The sequence below is a fragment of the Streptomyces sp. NPDC041205 genome (genome assembly GCF_055591765.1).
The window spans coordinates 475,022-493,996 of record NZ_JBVIZH010000005.1; the positions used below are offsets into that span (position 1 = coordinate 475,022).

General features: G+C 72.4%; 15 protein-coding genes and 1 riboswitch. All 15 genes read left to right on the forward strand.

Translation table 11 applies throughout. From position 1 onward, the window contains the following. Positions 1-324: 324 nt before the first annotated feature. The 15 genes from ACZ6BG_RS24595 (at position 325) to ACZ6BG_RS24665 (ending at position 18,885) form a co-directional block, all read left to right on the forward strand. Complete coding sequence (locus ACZ6BG_RS24595; protein ID WP_469005276.1) at positions 325-2,523, forward strand: N-6 DNA methylase; 2,199 nt, start codon at positions 325-327, stop codon at positions 2,521-2,523. A gap of 210 nt (positions 2,524-2,733) precedes the next feature. Further along, positions 2,734-3,327, forward strand: coding sequence for a hypothetical protein (locus ACZ6BG_RS24600; protein ID WP_469004984.1), 594 nt, complete (start codon positions 2,734-2,736; stop codon positions 3,325-3,327). After that, a complete protein-coding gene (locus tag ACZ6BG_RS24605; protein WP_469005278.1) occupies positions 3,324-4,862 on the forward strand; it encodes a serine/threonine-protein kinase in 1,539 nt (512 codons plus the stop codon). The genes ACZ6BG_RS24600 and ACZ6BG_RS24605 overlap by 4 nt, the downstream gene beginning before the upstream one ends. A gap of 266 nt (positions 4,863-5,128) precedes the next feature. Then, a complete protein-coding gene (locus tag ACZ6BG_RS24610; RefSeq protein WP_469004988.1) occupies positions 5,129-5,791 on the forward strand; it encodes a SurA N-terminal domain-containing protein in 663 nt (220 codons plus the stop codon). A gap of 83 nt (positions 5,792-5,874) precedes the next feature. Next, a complete protein-coding gene (locus tag ACZ6BG_RS24615; protein WP_469004990.1) occupies positions 5,875-6,864 on the forward strand; it encodes a nucleoside triphosphate pyrophosphohydrolase in 990 nt (329 codons plus the stop codon). 228 nt (positions 6,865-7,092) lie between these two features. Continuing rightward, on the forward strand, positions 7,093-8,343 hold the full coding sequence (locus ACZ6BG_RS24620; RefSeq protein WP_469004992.1) for a cytochrome P450 family protein: 1,251 nt from the start codon (positions 7,093-7,095) through the stop codon (positions 8,341-8,343). A 167-nt stretch (positions 8,344-8,510) separates the two neighbouring features. After that, on the forward strand, positions 8,511-9,587 hold the full coding sequence (locus ACZ6BG_RS24625; RefSeq protein ID WP_469004994.1) for a LysM peptidoglycan-binding domain-containing protein: 1,077 nt from the start codon (positions 8,511-8,513) through the stop codon (positions 9,585-9,587). Between the two features lie 203 nt (positions 9,588-9,790). After that, positions 9,791-9,974: riboswitch (cyclic di-AMP (ydaO/yuaA leader) on the forward strand. Positions 9,975-9,978: 4 nt separating this feature from the next. Further along, positions 9,979-10,707: a transglycosylase family protein gene (locus ACZ6BG_RS24630; RefSeq protein ID WP_469004996.1), complete on the forward strand. Its 729-nt coding sequence runs from the start codon at positions 9,979-9,981 to the stop codon at positions 10,705-10,707. A gap of 399 nt (positions 10,708-11,106) precedes the next feature. Next, a complete protein-coding gene (gene eno, locus ACZ6BG_RS24635) occupies positions 11,107-12,393 on the forward strand; it encodes a phosphopyruvate hydratase (protein WP_469004998.1) in 1,287 nt (428 codons plus the stop codon). 101 nt (positions 12,394-12,494) lie between these two features. Next, a complete protein-coding gene (locus ACZ6BG_RS24640; RefSeq protein WP_469005001.1) occupies positions 12,495-12,986 on the forward strand; it encodes an FtsB family cell division protein in 492 nt (163 codons plus the stop codon). Between the two features lie 85 nt (positions 12,987-13,071). Next, on the forward strand, positions 13,072-13,593 hold the full coding sequence (locus tag ACZ6BG_RS24645; RefSeq protein WP_469005003.1) for a DUF501 domain-containing protein: 522 nt from the start codon (positions 13,072-13,074) through the stop codon (positions 13,591-13,593). 233 nt (positions 13,594-13,826) lie between these two features. Next, positions 13,827-14,801, forward strand: a complete 975-nt coding sequence (locus ACZ6BG_RS24650; RefSeq protein ID WP_469005008.1) for a Ppx/GppA phosphatase family protein — start codon at positions 13,827-13,829, stop codon at positions 14,799-14,801. Positions 14,802-14,984: 183 nt separating this feature from the next. Next, on the forward strand, positions 14,985-15,335 hold the full coding sequence (locus ACZ6BG_RS24655; protein ID WP_469005010.1) for a hypothetical protein: 351 nt from the start codon (positions 14,985-14,987) through the stop codon (positions 15,333-15,335). 556 nt (positions 15,336-15,891) lie between these two features. After that, positions 15,892-17,289, forward strand: coding sequence for an NAD(P)/FAD-dependent oxidoreductase (locus tag ACZ6BG_RS24660; RefSeq protein ID WP_385722961.1), 1,398 nt, complete (start codon positions 15,892-15,894; stop codon positions 17,287-17,289). Between the two features lie 234 nt (positions 17,290-17,523). Beyond that, positions 17,524-18,885 (forward strand): class I SAM-dependent methyltransferase, encoded by a 1,362-nt coding sequence (locus ACZ6BG_RS24665; protein ID WP_469005015.1) that lies wholly within the window; start codon positions 17,524-17,526, stop codon positions 18,883-18,885. Positions 18,886-18,975: the final 90 nt, after the last annotated feature.

The window sequence follows — 18,975 nt, forward strand, 5'->3', positions numbered from 1 at the left end:
TCGTTCGGAGCGCCTATGAGAGCAGCTTTCTGTGAACCGAGTCAACACGATTCACAGTGAAGGGATGGTTAACGCATGTGAAAGGGGTTCGTTCCACTCGGCTGGGTAAGCTCGGTTCGCGCGCCGTCGGGGAGAAGGCGGCGCACGGGGAGCGAGCGGGACCGGACGACGAGGGGCGGGCCAGTGACGACCAGCGGGCCGACGCGGCAGGGGAACGGGGTGCCGCGTGCGCGGGGCGCGGCCGAGGGGACGGCATACGTGGCGGACACGGCGAGTACGACCGACGCGACCGGCGCCTCGCACCCGAACAGCACCGCCGACCCCATCGAAGCGACCGCCGCCGACCCCACCGAGGTCACCGCCGCCGGCATCGCCCGCCTCGCGGGCGTAGGCCGCGCCGCCGTCAGCAACTGGCGCCGCCGCCACGCCGACTTCCCCAAGCCCGTGGGCGGCACCGACACCAGCCCGTCCTTCGCGCTCGGCGAGGTCGAGGGCTGGCTGCGCGGCCAGGGCAAGCTCTCCGAAGTACCGCTGCGCGAACGCGTCTGGCAGCAGCTCGCCGGACACCCGGCGGGCCCCGTCCCCGCCCTCCTGCACGCCGGCTGCGCCCTGCTCCTCGTGCACGACCGCCACCCCGACTGGCTGGCGGCGAGCGCCGTGTCGGACGAGCGGATGGCCCGGCTGCTCCCGGACCTCATCGAGGGCGTGCTGACCCCGCGCTTCGGCCCGCCGTCCGCCACCCGCGCCGTGCGCGCCCCCGCGCCCCCCGAACTCCTGCCGTCCGCCCCCCTGCTGCGCTCCGTCGCCGATCTCGCCGCCGAACTCGGCGCCCCCACCGCGTACGAGTTCCTGCTCGGCCGCCACCTGGACGCCAACCCCCGCCAGTACACCCTCACCCCGCACGGCCCCGCCGACCTGATGGCCGCCCTCGCGGGCGCCGACCGCGCCGGACGTACCGTTCTCGACCCGGCCTGCGGCACCGGCGCCCTGCTGCGCGCCGCCGCCCCCGGCCCCGGCAGGGACGGCGCCGACTGCCGCCTGTACGGCCAGGACAGCGCCCCCGACCTCGCCGCCCTCACCGCCCTGCGGCTCGCCCTCGGCTCCGCCGCGACCGTGCGCACCGCCGCCGCCGACACCCTGCGCGCCGACGCGTTCACCGACCTCGCGGCCGACGTCGTGCTGTGCCACCCGCCGTTCAACGACCGCAACTGGGGCCACGACGAGCTGGCCTACGACCCGCGCTGGGAGTACGGCTTCCCGGCCCGCACCGAGTCCGAACTGGCCTGGGTGCAGCACGCGTTGGCGCGCCTGCGCGACGGCGGCAGCGCCGTGGTCCTGATGCCGCCCGCCGCCGCGTCCCGCCGCTCGGGCCGCCGCGTCCGCGCCGACCTGCTGCGCCGCGGCGCCCTGCGCGCCGTGATCGCGCTGCCCGCCGGTGCCGCGCCGCCGTACCATCTGCCGCTGCACGTCTGGGTCCTGCGCAGGCCGGGCCCCGACGCGCCGAGCGCCCCCGAGGTGCTGCTCGTCGAGGCCGGGGGGAGCGCCGCCGCGGCCGACGGCAAGCACACCGACGGGCGGGACCGGCAGGCCTGGACGCCGGTGCGGGACGCCGTGCTCGGCGCGTTCCGCCGGTTCGAGCGCGAGGGCACGCTCGCGGAGGAGCCGGGCTTCGCGCTGTCCGTGCCGGTGCTCGGACTCCTCGACGACGAGGTCGACCTGGCGCCCGCCCGCCGCCTGCCGCCCCGGGCCGCGGAAGGCGGCGCCGAGGAACTGCGCGACGTGCGCGCCCTGCTCGACGAGACACTGCGCCTGACCGCGGGACTCACCCCGCCGGAGGCCGCCCCCGGCCCGCCGGACGCGGCCCGCTGGCCGCTCACCACGATCGGCGAACTCGCCCGCGCGGGCGCCCTGTCGATCCACCCGGGCCAGGCGACGACCGCCGGAGCCCTCGCCGACGTACCCGTCCTCACCGAACACGACGTCCTCGCCGGAACCGCGCCCGCCCCCGCCCCGCCGACCGCCACCGCACCCTCCACCACCGAGCCCCCCACCGCCGAGCCCTCCGCTGCCGAGCCCTCCACCCCCGGCGCGTCCCTCCAGGACGCCCCCGCCCAGACGCCCGACGCCCCCGTGCTCACCGCCCCGGGCGACGTCGTCGTGCCCGTGCTCGGCGGCACCGCCGCCGCCCGCGTCATCGACGAGGCCACCGCGGGCGCCGTGCCCGGGCGCGGCCTGGTCCTGCTGCGCCCCGACCAGGCCGCCCTCGACCCCTGGTTCCTCGCCGGATTCCTGCGCGGCACGGCCAACAACCGCCAGGCGAGCAGCTACGCCTCCACCTCGGCCCGGCTCGACGTGCGCCGACTGCAACTGCCCCGGCTTCCGCCCGCCCAACAGCGCGGCTACGGCGAGCGGTTCCGGGAGCTCGCCGCCTTCGAGGACGCGCTGCGCCTCGCGGGCCGCCTCGGCGAGCGACTGGTGCGCGGGATGCACGACGGACTGACCGACGGCAGCGTGTCGCCGTGAGGCCGATGGAGCCGAAGTGTCGGCAGAAGCGTGCCGCAGCGGCGACATGACCAGTACGGCAACGGTTCGGTACAACCCGGGACCGGTTGTCCGAGTCGGCCTATACGCTCGATTCTGCATTCGTTCGTTCGTCGGCCGTACGCCTGCGGGGCGCGCCCAGAGCGCCGCCCCGCAGGACGCGTGCGGCCGCGTCAGGTATCAGGAGCAGCCATGCACGGCCACGGCTACGGGCCGCAGCACCCGCCGGCCCCCTCCGGCGGACCGACGGTGACGCTGCGCGTCATGTTCGTGGTGCTCGCCGTCGTGACCTGCGGCTTCCTCGCGGCGGCGCCGGTCCTGCGGCTCGCGCTCGTGACGCGCAGGGCGCGGGACTGGGCGGCGTTCGGGGCGGTGATCACGCTCGACGTCGCGGCCGTCGCCTTCATCGCCAACGACCCCGGCGAGGAGATCACCACCTGGCGCGGCGAGCTGGGCGTGGGCCTGCTCCTCGGCACCCTCGTGGCCGCCGTGACGTACTACCTGATCCTGGAGATCCGCCACTTCCAGCAGGCCGACGCGCAGGCCCGCGTGCTCTACCACCAGTCGCAGGCCATGGGCTACGCCACCGGCCCCCAGCAGGCCTACGGCTACCCGCAGCAGACCGGCCCCGCCCCGCACCCCGGCCCGGCACCCCTGCCGTCCCCGCCCGCCCACACCCCGACGCCCCCGCCGCCCGCGCGCCCCGCGCCCGCCCGCATCCACCAGGTCCGGGCCGAGCTGGACGAGCTCAGTGACTATCTGCGCAAGCAGGAAGGCGGCAACTGACCGTGGCAGGCGGGACGGACCACCGTCTGATCGCCGGTCGCTACGAACTCTCCACGCTCATCGGCCAGGGCGGCATGGGCCAGGTGTGGACGGCGTACGACCAGCGCCTGGACCGCCGGGTCGCGGTCAAGCTGCTCCGGCCCGACAAGGTCGCGGGCGCCGAGGCCGACGAGCTGCGCCGCCGCTTCCTGCGCGAGTGCCGCGTCACCGCCCAGGTCGACCACCCCGGCCTGGTCACCGTGCACGACGCGGGCACCGAGGACGAGGACCTGTACCTGGTCATGCAGTACGTGGACGGCGCGGACCTCGGCGACCACCTCGCCGAGCACACCCCCTACCCCTGGCAGTGGGCCGTCGCCGTCGCCGCGCAACTGTGCGCCGTGCTCTCCGCGGTGCACGCCGTGCCGATCGTGCACCGCGACCTGAAGCCGCGGAACGTGATGGTGCGCCAGGACGGCACCCTCACGATCCTCGACCTCGGCATCGCCTCGGTCATGGACACCGACACCACCCGCCTGACCCACACCGGCTCCCCGATCGGCAGCCCCTCGTACATGGCGCCGGAGCAGGCCATGGGCGGCGCCGTCGGGCCGTACACCGACCTGTACGCGCTCGGTGTGCTCCTGCACGAACTCCTCAGCGGCGACGTGCCGTTCTCCGGCTCCACCGCCCTCGGGGTGCTGCACCGCCACCTCTACGAGCCGCCCCTGCCGGTGCGCAGGCTGCGCCCCGAGGTCCCCGAAGCCCTCGAATCCCTCGTCCTGCGGATGCTCGCCAAGGACCCGCAGCACCGCCCCGCGAGCGCCCAGGACGTGTACGAGGAACTCGTGCCGCTGCTTCCGGGCCGTTCCGTGCCGACCGGCCGCCCCCTCGACCCGACCCGCCCGTTCCTGCGCCCGCACGCCCCCTGGCCCGACCGCGCCGCGACCCCCGCGCCCGCCCCGCAGACCCAACCGCCCGGCCCCGCCCGCGGCCAGGACGTCGCCGCCGCCGTCGACGAGGTCAAGCGCCTCCTCGGCGAGGGCCGCATCACGCAGGCCGTCGACACCCTCGGCGCGATCCTGCCGGCCGCCGCCGCCCAGCACGGCGAGCACTCACCCGTCGTCCGCACCCTGCGCAAGCAGTACGCGGCCACGCTCATGGACGACGGCCAGTACCGCCGCGCCCTGCCCGAGCTGCGCCGCCTCGCCGACCAGCGCGCCGCCGAGTCCGGCCACGCCGACCCGCAGTCCCTCCAGTTCCGCTACGAGGCCGCCCAGTGCCTGGAGCAACTCGGCGAACCGGCGGCGGCCCTCGCCGAGTACCGCACGCTGCTCCCCTATTACGAGAACCAGTACGCCACCGACGACATCCGCCAGTCCCTGGAGATCCGCCGCCGCATCGGCCAGCTCCTGCTCGCCCTCGGCGACCGCTCCGCCGCGCACGACACGCTGGGCCGCCTCGTGCTCGACGCCGAGCGGGTGCACGGCATCGGACACCCGTTCCCCGCGGAGATCCGGCGGACGCTGCAATGGCTGGGGCAGGTGCGGGGGTAGGGCGGATCGTTTGAGGGCGGGCCGCCCGAGGGCGGGCCGGGTCCTGCCGTGCGACGGCGGCACCCGGGGCCCGTCCGGTGGATCGGCCCCCAGCCGGTGCCCCAACTCCTTGCGAATCGTTGGTCGAATGGGTGGCCGAGCCGGTCACCACTGCCTACCATCGATCACCGCAAGACTTTGTGCGCCCGCCCGTCGCCCGACCACCACCCCTGGTGGAGGCGCTGCGCGCCGCTCCCAGTCTTCAATCTCTCCACCGGGAGGCCCACTTGCACCGCCGCAGTCGCTCCGCGCTCGTCCTCTCCGCCGCAGCCCTGCTCGCGGCCCCGCTCCTGACCGCCTGCGGCAACGACGCGCACCCCGGCGCCGCCGCGGTCGTCGGCGACCAGCGCATCACGGTCGCGCAACTGGAGAACCGGGTGAACGAGGTGCGCTCCGCACAGCGGGCCGCCCTGCCGGACGACAAGCAGTACGAGCAGGTCATCGCCAAGACCGGCGGCCTGACCCGCAGCACCCTGCACACCATGGTCCTCGACAAGGTCCTGCACCGGGCCGCGCGGGACGCCGGGGTGGGCGTCACGCGCAAGGAGATCCAGACCATGCGCGGCCAACTGGAGAAGCAGGCGGGCGGCAGGAAGGCCCTGGAGGCGGGCTGGCTCCAGCAGTACAGCGTCGCGCCCAAGCACCTCGACGACAGCATCCGCACGGAGATCGAGGCGCAGAAGCTCGCCCGCGCCCTCGGCGCCGACATGAACGCCCAGGACGGCCAGAACGCCTTCTGGGCCACGCTGTCCAAGACCTCCAAGAAGCTCGACGTCGACCTGAACCCGCGGTACGGCACCTGGGACGTCAAGACCAGCAAGCGCGCGGACCTGCGCACGCCGTGGGTGCGGGAGGTGTCGGGCGGCGGCTCGGCGCGGGCGGAGGTCTAGCCGCCGGCGCGGGGCGGGGCCGAACCGGGACGGTGACCGGCGCCGCTGTCGGCGTCGTCAGCGCCGCCGGCACTGTCAGTGGGATGGGTTACGTTCGAGGCGTGAACGAGATCGAGACCGGCCGAGTCGTGCTGCTCACCACCAGCCACCGCGTCGCCCCCGGCCTGCTGTCCTGGACGGCCTGGCGGCTGCTGCACGACGCCGACGAGGTCCTGTGCGCCGACGCCGCGCACCCGCAGCTGCCGTATCTCCGCGAGGCGGGCGTCGAGGTCAAGCAGGCCTCGCCGACCGCCGAGGAGCTGGTGCGCGCGTGCGCAGGCGGCCGCACGGTTCTCGTGATCGCCACGGCCGAGGGCGACCGCCCGCTCACCGACGGTCTGGCGCGGCTCGCGGGCTCGGGCCGGGTCTCGATGCCGGACCTGGAGCTGCTCCCCGGTTCGTACGACCTGCCGGGCGCCCGCCTCCTCGACCTGGTCCAGGTCATGGACCGCATCCGCGTCGAATGCCCCTGGTCATCCCGCCAGACCCACCAGAGCCTCGCGAAGTACGGCATCGAGGAGGCGTACGAACTGGTCGAGGCCATCGAGGACGGCGACACGGACGAACTGCGCGAGGAGCTGGGCGACGTCCTGCTCCAGGTCGTCTTCCACGCGCGCGTCGCCGAGGAGGACGAGGACGCGCCGTTCTCCCTCGACGACGTCGCGGGCACCATCGTGGACAAGCTGATCCACCGCCACCCCCACGTCTTCGGCGACGAGACGGCGACCACCCCGGAAGAGGTCAAGGCCCACTGGCTGCGCACCAAGGCGGTGGAGAAGCAACGCGACTCCGTCACCGAGGGCATCCCCCTGGGCCAGCCCGGCCTGGCCCTGGCCGCGAAGCTGTCCTCCCGAGTCCGCGCAGCGGGCCTGGAGGTCCCCCTGCCGACAGGAGAGGGCATCGGATACGACCTCCTGGCGATGGCCCTCCGAGCAGAGTCGGAGGGCACGGACCCGGAGGCGGCGCTGAGGGCGGCGGCCCGGGCATACAGGGACGCGATCCTGACGGCGGAGGCCGACCGCCCCGGCAAGTAGCCAGCCCGCGTCGCTCACCTATCGGCCCCGGGCGGTCACCTATCGGCCCGCCCCGGCGAAGTTTTCAGCCCGTCCGGCGTTTGAGGACGAGGCCGAAGGCCGATCGGCGGCGCCCCGTCCCACCCGAAGGGGAGTCCCACCCCCGGGGTCCAGGGGCAGAGCCCCGGGACCGGAGAAGGGGCGGGACTGGGGCGCCCCGCGAGGCCCGCAGCCGGATACCGTCGACCCATGCAAGACCAGCCCCAGCCCCCCGCCCCGGACCTGTTCACGTGGGAGTTCGCGTCCAACCCCTACCCCGCGTACGCCTGGCTCCGCGACCACGCCCCCGTGCACAGGACCACTCTCCCGAGCGGAGTGGAGGCCTGGCTGGTCACCCGCTACGCCGACGCCCGGCAGGCCCTCGCCGACCAGCGGCTGTCCAAGAACCCCGCGCACCACGACGAACCCGCGCACGCGAAGGGCAAGACGGGCATCCCGGGCGAACGCAAGGCCGAGCTGATGACGCATCTGCTCAACATCGACCCACCGGACCACACCCGCCTGCGCCGCCTGGTGTCGAAGGCGTTCACACCCCGCCGGGTGGCCGAGTTCGCGCCCCGCGTGCAGGAGCTGACGGACCAGCTCATCGACGGGTTCGCAGCGAAGGGCGAAGCCGACCTCATCCACGAGTTCGCCTTCCCTCTCCCCATCTACGCGATCTGTGACCTGCTCGGCGTCCCGCGCGAGGACCAGGACGACTTCCGGGACTGGGCGGGCATGATGATCCGGCACGGCGGCGGCCCGCGCGGCGGCGTCGCACGCTCGGTCAAGAAGATGCGCGGCTATCTCGCCGACCTGATCCACCGCAAGCGCAACGACCCCGGCGACGACCTGATCTCGGGTCTCATCCGCGCCTCCGACCACGGCGAGCACCTCACGGAGAACGAGGCCGCCGCGATGGCCTTCATCCTCCTCTTCGCCGGTTTCGAGACAACGGTCAACCTCATCGGGAACGGTACGTACGCACTGCTCACCCACCCCGAGCAGCGCGCCCGGCTGCAACAGTCCCTCGCCGACGGGGACACCGGCCTCCTGGAGACCGGCGTCGAGGAACTGCTCCGCTTCGACGGGCCCGTGGAGCTGGCCACCTGGCGCTTCGCCACCGAACCGCTGTGCGTCGGCGGCCAGGACATCGCCGCGGGCGACCCCGTCCTCGTCGTCCTCGCCGCCGCCGACCGAGACCCGGCCCGCTTCCCCGACCCCGACCTCCTCGACCTGTCCCGGAGCGACAACCAGCACCTCGGATACGGCCACGGCATCCACTACTGCCTCGGCGCCCCGCTGGCCCGCCTGGAGGGCCAGACGGCGCTCGCGACGCTGCTCCGCAGGCTGCCGGACCTGCAACTCGCCGTCGATCCGGAGGAGTTGAGGTGGCGCGGCGGGCTCATCATGCGTGGCCTGCGGACCTTGCCGGTGACGTTCACGCCGCCCGGCCGCTGACGGGGGACCGGCACGTTCCTGACGTACCGTCAAGACTGTGACTTTCACGTGATCTGCGCTGCATCGACTTGTGACTGACGTTCGACTGCGGCTACGTTCACGACGGCTCGGCACCCCTTGGCACCACGTGTCGCAGCTGTTCTTGTCGTCGCTCGAAAGGCACGTGCATGCTCTCCGGCCAAGGCCGTCACCGCCGTCCCCGCCAGGCCCCGGCGATCGTCGTCGCGGCGGGCGTCACCGGATCCGCCATCGCCATCCCGCTGCTCGGCGCCACGGGCGCGCACGCGGCCGACGCCTCGACGTGGGACAAGGTCGCGGAGTGCGAGAGCGGCGGCGCCTGGAGCGCCAAGGGCGACGGGTACTACGGCGGCCTGCAGCTGACGCAGGAGACCTGGGAGAGCTACGGCGGCCTCGCGTACGCGCCGAGCGCCGACCAGGCGAGCCGCTCCCAGCAGATCGCCGTCGCCGACAAGGTCCTGGCCGACCAGGGCCCCGCCGCGTGGCCGAACTGCGGCCCGGCCGCGGGCCTCAGCAAGGGCGGCGCGGCCGCCGACGTCGACCCGGGCCTCCCGGTCGCCCCGTCGAAGCCCGCGGAGCCGTCCGGCGACGCCAAGGACTCCAAGGGCGACAAGGACGGCGAGAAGGGCGAGGGGAAGGCCGACAAGGACGCCGACGCGAAGGGCGAGGAGCGCGGCGCGGACGCCGAGGACGGCAAGTCCAAGGAGACCGGCAAGCACCGCAAGCCCGACAGCGACGGTTCGGCCGACAAGAGTGACGAACGCGACAAGGGCGGACAGAAGGGCGAGAAGGGCTCGGCGGACGAGGACGGCAAGTCCGGCGACCGCGGCACCACTTCGCCCGACGCCGAGTCCGAAGCGGGCCGTGAGCCGTCGGGCGCCGACGGCTCCGCGGAGGGCTCCGAGGACTCCTCCGGCCTCCCGTCGGGCCGCCACCGCGGCTCCAGCGCCGACGAGGCGGAGAAGGGCGGCGCGGGCTCCGCGGGCCGCCACGCGTCGCGTGGTGAAGGGCGCGACGCGCGTGACGCCCATGACCCCGCGGGCACCTACACGGTCCGCTCCGGCGACAACCTCTCGCAGATCGCCGACCGGCACGACCTTGACGGCGGCTGGTCCACCCTCTACGCCGAGAACAAGCGGACCGTGGGCGGTGACCCGGATCTCATCCTCCCCGGTCAGCGACTCGACCTGAGCGAGGAACAGGCCGCGGAGGCGGACCGGAAGTAGGCGTCGCGGAGCGGAAATTGACTGGCAGTTCGCGGTGAATGTCCGGTTTAAAGACGGTGAGAGGCAAGTGAGAGATGGGTCTCAGAAGCCCTGATCGTCTTTGAAATTCCGGTGATTGCCTGTCTACGGTCGTGACCGCTCGCCACAGCGGGCCCCGCCGGTCGGTACGCCGAATCCTGCCAACGGCCGGACGGGAACAGTCGTCGCTTCGAGCGCCGAAGGCAGGAGCGGGGGACCCAAGGTAAGCGCCGGGCCCACGCGTTGAGCGGCCAGCGGCCGCGCGACGCGCAGGACCGGCTAGGGGTGAAGTCGTACGGAAGCCGTACGGCCGGGCACTCACCCGCCCGAACCCGACAGCTCACCTCGCAGGCGTCGGTGAGGGGATCACTCCATGCTGTTTTCCGGCAAGGGCAAGCACCGTCGTCCGACCGCTGTTGACAAGGCCACCCGCGCGGCCACCGTCGTCGGTGTCACCGGCGCCGCTGTCGCCGCCCCGCTGATGGCCGCGGGCACCGCGAACGCCGCGACCGCCGACCAGTGGGACCGGGTCGCCCAGTGCGAGGCCGGCGGCAACTGGTCCATCAACACCGGCAACGGCTACTACGGCGGCCTGCAGTTCTCGGCCTCCACCTGGGCCGCGTACGGCGGCACCAAGTACGCCGCGACCGCCAACCAGGCCACCAAGGCCCAGCAGATCGAGATCGGCGAGAAGGTCCTCGCGGGCCAGGGCAAGGGTGCCTGGCCGAGCTGTGGCGTGGGCCTCACGGGCGCCGCGTACAACGGCGGCGCCGCCGAGAAGCCCCAGCAGCAGCCGCAGCAGCAGGCCAAGCCCCAGCAGCAGCCGCAGCAGCAGGCGCAGCCCCAGCAGCAGGCCAAGCCGCAGCCGAAGCCGCAGCAGGCCGCCCCGCAGACCGAGTCGAAGAAGACCGTCCAGACCCCGACCGGCAAGGTCGTGAAGAAGGGCGACGGCGAGTACAAGGTCAAGACCGGCGACACCCTCTCCAAGATCGCCGACGAGCACGACGTCAAGGGCGGCTGGCACAAGGTGTACAAGCTCAACGGCGACATCATCTCCGACGCCGACATGATCTACCCGGGCCAGCAGCTGCACCTCAGCTGAGGCCGAGCCCGGCCCGCGCCCTGTCCGGCCCGTCCGGACAGGGCCCCCGCTCCGTCCCGCGGAGCGCCCCCGTCCCCACGGGTCTCCCTCGCCCCGGTGCGCGTATCCCCCGTACGCACCGGGGCGAGGTGCTGTCCGGGGCGGCCCGGCCGGGCGCCCAGGCAACCCCGAAGTACGCCCAGGGCGAAGCTACCGGCCGGTAAGAACCTGTGGTTCCGTCCTGATTCCCAGGGAATTGGCCCGATGGCCGTCCCACGGGGCGGGCGGTCGGCTGGCCGAAGCTCCCGGGCCCGTTAGGCTCAGGAGACGCAGGGCCGATGAAGACCATGCAAGCCATGCGCAAGCCCGCGCCCCCAGTGGTGCACGCCATGCGCCCCTAGCGTCACATCCCAGAAGGAGATGCTCGTGCCGTCCATCGACGTCGTCGTAGCCCGGGAAATCCTGGACTCCCGAGGCAACCCCACGGTCGAGGTCGAGGTCGGCCTCGACGACGGGTCCACCGGCCGCGCCGCGGTTCCGTCCGGCGCCTCCACCGGCGCCTTCGAGGCCATCGAACTGCGTGACGGAGACGCCAACCGCTACGGCGGCAAGGGCGTCGAGAAGGCCGTCCTCGCCGTCATCGAGCAGATCGGCCCGGAGCTCGTCGGCTACGACGCCACCGAGCAGCGCCTGATCGACCAGGCGATGTTCGACCTCGACGCCACCGACAACAAGGGCTCGCTCGGCGCCAACGCCATCCTCGGCGTCTCCCTCGCCGTCGCGCACGCCGCCTCCGAGGCGAGCGACCTGCCGCTCTTCCGCTACCTGGGCGGCCCGAACGCGCACCTGCTGCCCGTTCCGATGATGAACATCCTGAACGGCGGGTCCCACGCGGACTCCAACGTCGACATCCAGGAGTTCATGATCGCCCCGATCGGCGCGGAGTCCTTCTCCGAGGCGCTGCGCTGGGGCGCCGAGGTCTACCACACGCTGAAGAAGGTCCTGAAGACCAAGGGCCTGTCGACCGGCCTCGGCGACGAGGGCGGCTTCGCGCCGAACCTGGAGTCGAACCGCGCCGCCCTCGACCTCATCGTCGAGGCCATCAAGCAGGCCGGTTACGTCCCCGGCGAGCAGATCGCGCTCGCGCTCGACGTCGCCGCGTCGGAGTTCTACAAGGACGGCAAGTACGAGTTCGAGGGCAAGTCCCGCTCGGCCGCCGAGATGACCGAGTACTACGCCGAGCTCGTCGAGGCGTACCCGCTCGTGTCCATCGAGGACCCGCTGTTCGAGGACGACTGGGCGGGCTGGAAGGTCATCACCGACAAGCTGGGCGACAAGGTCCAGATCGTCGGCGACGACCTCTTCGTCACCAACCCCGAGCGCCTGGCCCGCGGCATCGAGGAGGGCTCCGCCAACGCCCTCCTGGTGAAGGTCAACCAGATCGGTTCGCTGACCGAGACCCTCGACGCCGTCGAGCTGGCCCAGCGCAACGGCTTCAAGTGCATGATGTCGCACCGCTCCGGCGAGACCGAGGACGTCACCATCGCCGACCTCGCCGTCGCCGTGAACTGCGGCCAGATCAAGACCGGCGCCCCGGCCCGCTCGGACCGCGTCGCCAAGTACAACCAGCTGCTTCGCATCGAGGAGATCCTCGACGACGCGGCGGTGTACGCCGGCCGCAGCGCGTTCCCCCGCTTCAAGGGCTGAGCCGCTTCGCAGGCCAAGCCCTAGCCAGTCGTACGTACGTCCCCGTACTCGGTCCCGTACCGTGTGCGGGGACGTACGCGCGTACTGGGGAGGCGAGACACATGGCCGGGAAAGTCCGGGACAAGGACCGGTTCTCCACGGCGACCCGGCTGCGGCTGCTCGGCGAGCAGACCGCCGAGCGCGTCTACCGCTCGCAGACCAAGCGGCAGGCCCGCCGCTCCCGGCTCACCGGCCGGGCCGCGCTCCTCGTGCTCGTCGTGTGCTCGCTGGTCGTGGCGCTCGCCTATCCGATGAGGCAGTACGTGTCCCAGCGCGCCGAGATCGCCGAGCAGCGGCAGAAGCAGTCCGAGCACCGCGAGAACGTGGAGCGCCTCCGCGACGAGAAGGCCCGCTGGCAGGACGACGCGTACGCCGAGCAGCGCGTCCGGGACCGGCTGCACTATGTGATGCCGGGCGAGACCGGGTTCACCGTCATCGACCCCGCGGCCGCGGCGGACCACCGCGGTGACGAGGCGGCGGCGGACCGGCCCTGGTACGCGAACGTCTGGGACGGCGTGGACAGCGCCGACCGTGCCGAGCGGGGCGACGACTGACGTGTCCGCCCGCCGCGCCGCCCGTCCCCGCTACCTTGTCCACCCTTGAACCTCGCCGCAGAACCGAACGAACCGAAAGACAGGCATGCAGACGCCCCCGCCCCAGACCGAGCCCACCGCGCCCACGGACGCCGACATCACCGCGTTCCAGGAGCAGCTCGGGCGCCCGCCGCGCGGTCTGCGCGCGATCGCCCACCGCTGCCCCTGCGGCAACCCGGACGTGGTCGAGACGGCGCCGCGGCTGCCCGACGGCACGCCGTTCCCCACGACGTACTACCTCACGTGCCCGCGGGCCGCGTCCGCGATCGGGACGCTCGAAGCCAACGGCGTCATGAAGGAGATGACGGAGCGGCTCGCGACCGACCCCGAGCTGGCCGCCGCGTACCGGGCCGCCCACGAGGACTACATCGCGCGGCGCGACTCCATCGAGGTCCTCGAAGGCTTCCCCTCGGCCGGAGGCATGCCGGACCGCGTGAAGTGCCTGCACGTCCTCGTGGCCCACTCCCTGGCCGCGGGCCCCGGCGTGAACCCCCTCGGCGACGAGGCCATCGCGATGCTGCCCGAGTGGTGGCGCAAGGGGCCTTGCGTGGGCGCATCGCAGGACTAGCTCGGCCTGGCCCCGCCCCCGGCCCGCACCGGCCCGGCACCGGGGTCACCCCGGCCCACCGCTCCGCGGCGGGCATTCCCCACCCACCCGCCTTTACTACCTGCCCTGGGCCGTACCTTCGCCGTGGGCGACCGGGTCGCTGTCGTCCTCCCCGCTGTGGGCAACTGGGCCGCCAGGGGCGGCACGGGCACAGCCCACGGCCGACGGTGCCCCGAACGACAAGGAGAACCCCGATGACCCGCGTGGCAGCCATCGACTGCGGTACCAACTCGATTCGTCTGCTCGTGGCCGACGCCGACCCGCGGACCGGTGAACTGGTCGACCTGGACCGCCGGATGGAGATCGTCCGGCTGGGCCAGGGCGTCGACAAGACGGGCCGCCTCGCCCCCGAGGCGCTGGAGCGGACGTTCGCGGCCTGCCGCGAATACGCCGAGGTCATCAAGGAACACGGGGCGGAGCGCCTCCGCTTCGTCGCCACCTCCGCCTCCCGCGACGCCGAGAACCGCGACGACTTCGTCCGCGGCGTCCTCGACATCCTCGGCGTCGAACCGGAGGTGATCAGCGGCGACCAGGAGGCCGCTTTCTCCTTCACGGGCGCGACCAGGGAGCTGAAGGGCCACGCGGACATGCCGGGCCCGTACCTCGTCGTCGACATCGGCGGCGGTTCCACGGAGTTCGTCGTCGGCGACGACCACGTGCGCGCGGCCCGCTCCGTGGACGTCGGCTGCGTGCGGATGACGGAGCGCCACCTCGTCCGGGACGGCGTGGTCTCCGCCGACCCACCCACCGAGGCCCAGCTCGCCGCGATCCGCGCGGACATCGAGGCGGCCCTCGACCTCGCGGAGGAGACGGTCCCGCTGCGCGAGGCCCACACCCTCGTGGGCCTCGCGGGCTCGGTGACCACGGTCGCCGGCATCGCCCTCGGCCTGGACGCGTACGACTCCGCCGCGATCCACCACTCCCGCTTCCCCTACGCCCGCGTGGCGGAGATCGCCGACATGCTGGTGCGCTCCACGCACGCCGAGCGCGCGGCGATCCCCGTGATGCACCCGGGCCGCGTGGACGTCATCGCCGCGGGCGTCCTCGTCCTGCTCGCGATCATGGAGCGGGCCGGGGCCGCCGAGCTGGTCGTGAGCGAGCACGACATCCTCGACGGCATTGCCTTCGAAGTGGCAGCAGAGGTCGAGGCAGGTAAGCGAGGGATCTGACCTGCGGCTACGCGGCCCCGATACGTTCTTTGAACGTATCGGGGCCGTCGTCATGTACCGGAGGGAATCGCTACCGGAGGGAATCGCTTTCAGGCGTGAGGGTGACCCCAGCGCGGGCATAGTCGGTGGGATGGCAGCTGCGACGGAGTGGCTGCGCGGCGCGGACGGCGCTTCGGGGGAACCATGGAAGTGACGGTGGGGACGCATGTCTACACGGTGCCGTTGTGGTGGGCGGTGGTGGTCTGGCTTGCCGCGTCCACGGTGCTTCTCGTGCGGGAAGTGACGAAGAAGATCCAAGAAGGGCGCCGCGGCCAGCAGCGTTCGCCTGAGTCCGCGGCGGACTTCTTCCGGCGGTATGGCGCCGTCCCCAGAACGTCCCCACCGGCCCGCTATCCGCGCATGGGCCAGGGCGGCGCCGGGAGCGCTTCTCCTTCACCGCCGCCGCGGGGAGAGGACAACCCCTGGCGCCTGCGGCTCTCGGTGGCCGCGGAGATCGCCGGAATCCTCGGGCTGTTCGTCGCCCTCTTGAAGTAGGGTCCAAAACCGTAGGCCGTTCGGAACCCGCAGTCAGAAGTACTCTTTCGCACAGGGCGCTGCTCCCAGCCCCCTCGGAGGCGGGGAGCAGCGTGCGTCCACCGCCGACGGGATCGCCCGGTCGATCGCCCGAGAGGGGCCCGTACCTTGATCGGCTGAGCGTGTCGGACTACTTCTGAGCGGCCCGGAGGGGGGTTGGAATGGTTCCTTCCGGGGTTCCGTCGAGAAAGTTCGTGAAGTTCTTCACAAGGAAATCGGCCCTGTTGGGCGAGGTTTTGAGGAGTTCGGCCCGGGAACGGGCGGGGTGCGGGCCCGAAGGCGGGCGCCGGGAGTGCTTCCGGGGTGTTGCCGGGGTGTGAACCAGAGGGTGGTCCACCGGGCGCCGGAGCCAGGAGCGGCAGCTCACGAGGGGTTGACAACGACTCGCGTGGGGCGGTGGTTCCCTCGTGCGGTCATGACCTCCGTCACGTGGGCGGCGAAGTGTAGCAGAGGCCCCACCCATGCTTGTGAAGGGGCGCACGAGCGACCCCCGGGGAGGGGGTGGATACTCGATGGCATGAGCACCACGGAGCGTCCCAGGATCCTCGTAGTAGGCGGTGGGTACGTAGGCCTGTACGCAGCTCGACGCATTCTGAAGAAGATGCGCTACGGAGAGGCGACCGTCACGGTCGTCGACCCGCGCTCGTACATGACGTACCAGCCCTTCCTCCCCGAAGCTGCGGCCGGCAGCATCTCGCCTCGGCACGTCGTCGTCCCGCTGCGACGCGTGCTGCCCAAGGCGGAAGTCCTCACCGGCCGGGTCACCACCATCGACCAGGACCGCAAGGTCGCCACGATCGCGCCGCTCGTCGGCGAGGCGTACGAGCTGCCGTTCGACTACCTGGTCATCGCGATGGGCGCGGTCTCCCGCACCTTCCCGATCCCCGGCCTCGCCGAGCAGGGCATCGGCATGAAGGGCATCGAGGAGGCCATCGGCCTGCGCAACCACGTGCTCGAGCAGCTCGACAAGGCCGACTCCACGACGGACGAGGAGGTCCGCCGCAAGGCGCTCACCTTCGTCTTCGTCGGCGGCGGCTTCGCCGGCGCCGAGACCATCGGCGAGGTCGAGGACATGGCCCGCGACGCGGCCAAGTACTACAAGAGCGTCAAGCGCGAGGACATGCGCTTCCTGCTCGTCGACGTCGCCGACAAGATCCTCCCCGAGGTCGGCCCGAAGCTCGGCGCCTACGGCAAGGAGCACCTTGAGGGCCGCGGTGTCGAGGTCTACCTGAAGACCGGCATGGACTCCTGCGTGGACGGCCACGTGGTCCTCAACAACGGCCTCGAGGTCGACTCCAACACCATCGTGTGGACCGCCGGCGTCAAGCCGAACCCGGCCCTCGCGCGCTTCGGTCTGCCGCTCGGCCCCCGCGGTCACGTGGACACCCAGACGACCCTCCAGGTCCAGGGCACCGACTACATCTGGGCCGCGGGCGACAACGCCCAGGTGCCGGACGTCGTCGGCCGCAAGGCGGGCAACGAGAACGCCTGGTGCCCGCCGAACGCCCAGCACGCCCTGCGCCAGGCCAAGGTCCTCGGCGACAACGTGATCTCCGGCATGCGGGGCTTCCCGCAGAAGGAGTACAGCCACGCCAACAAGGGCGCGGTCGCGGGTCTCGGCCTGCACAAGGGCGTCGCGATGATCGTCATGGGCAAGATGAAGATCAAGCTCAAGGGCCGTCTCGCCTGGTACATGCACCGCGCGTACCACGGCATGGCGATGCCGACGTTCAACCGCAAGATCCGCGTCTTCGCGGACTGGACGCTCGGCATGTTCCTCAAGCGCGAGGTCGTCTCGCTCGGCGCCATGGAGACGCCGCGCGAGGAGTTCTACGAGGCCGCCAAGCCGGCCCCGAAGCCCGCGGTCAAGGCCGAGGTCCCGGCCGCCCCGGTCGAGGAGAAGGCCGCCTCCTGACGGCTCGGGCCAAGGGTCGTCCGACGGCCCGCAGCAAGACCCGCAGTACAGCGTGAAAGGGTCCCCGCCATCCGTGGTGCGGGGGCCCTTTCGGCGTTCCCTGCCGCCCCTAGATGCCTGCTACATGCATTTTGCGTATTCGTAACGGTGCAACGGGACTGCGCGCGCCGCCCGTTGGTGTTTACGTGGTGTTGGACCGTTCCGTTCCGGGATGTGATCACGGAGGTGTGCGCCATGCAGGACGCCGCACTGCGGCTGCAGAATCTTGCCGAGCAGTTGGTGGGAACCGAGCTGCCGGTTCGGATCCGGGCCTGGGACGGTTCGGAAGCGGGGCCGCCGGGCGCCCCCACCCTCGTCGTACGCCACCGCCGCGCGCTGCGCCGCCTGTTGTGGAAGCCGGGCGAGTTGGGGCTCGCGCGGGCCTGGGTGGCCGGGGACATCGATGTCGAGGGCGATCTGTACGCGGCCCTCGACCTGCTCGCCGAGTTCATCTGGGAGCGCTCCGACGACGCCCCGAGCCTCACCGAGAAGCTGCGCGACCCGCAGGTCAGGGCCGCCGCGCGGGCCCTGCTCGCGCTCGCCGCGCCGTTCGTGCCGCCGCCCGTGCCGCGCGAGGAGATGCGCAGGCCCGGCAGGCCGCACCGGCACACCAAGGGCAGCGACAAGAAGGCCATCAGCCACCACTACGACGTCGGCAACGACTTCTACGCGCTGGTGCTCGGCCCCTCGATGGTCTACTCGTGCGCCTACTGGGAGTCCCCGGACGCGACCCTGGCGGACGCCCAGCGCGACAAGCTCGACCTCATCGCCCGCAAGCTCGACCTGAAGCCCGGCATGCGGCTCCTGGACGTCGGCTGCGGCTGGGGCTCCATGGCCATCCACGCCGCCCGCGAGTACGGCGTGCGGGTCGTCGGCGTCACGCTCTCGCAGGAGCAGGCCGCGTTCGCCAGGAAGCGCATCGCCCAGGAGGGCCTCACCGACCGCATCGAGATCCGCGTCCAGGACTACCGCGACGTGCGCGACGGCCCGTACGACGCCATCTCCTCCATCGGCATGGCCGAACACGTCGGCGCCGAGCGCTACTTGGACTACGCGGGCGAGCTCTATGCCCTCCTGAAGCCCGGCGGGCGCCTCCTGAACCACCAGATCGCCCGCCGCCCCAAGGCCGACGAGTCGGCGTACTCCGTGGACGAGTTCATCGACGCCTACGTCTTCCCCGACGGCGAGCTGGCCCCCCTCGGCACCACCGTCGGCCTCCTGGAGTGCGCGGGCTTCGAGGTGCGCGACGTGGAGTCCATCCGCGAGCACTACGCCCTCACCCTGCGCCACTGGGTCGCCAACCTGGAGTCCCACTGGCCCCAGGCGGTCCGCCTGACCTCCCCCGGCCGCGCCCGCATCTGGCGCCTCTACATGGCGGCATCGGCCCTGGCCTTCGAGAACAACCGCATAGGGGTCAACCAGGTCCTGGCGGTCCGCACACCGCTGAAGGGCAATTCGGGGATGCCCCTGCGAGCCAGGGACTGGCGAGGTGCCCCTGTCCCGCATGCCGAGGACTCAAGCCCGCAGCAGGCAGACCCCAGCCCGTCCGGCGTTTGAGGACGAGCCGCGAAGCGGCAACAAGGGGGGCCAGGGGGCGAAGCCCCCGTATGACGGCAGCGGGGCCCGGGGTGAAACTCACCCCGGGCC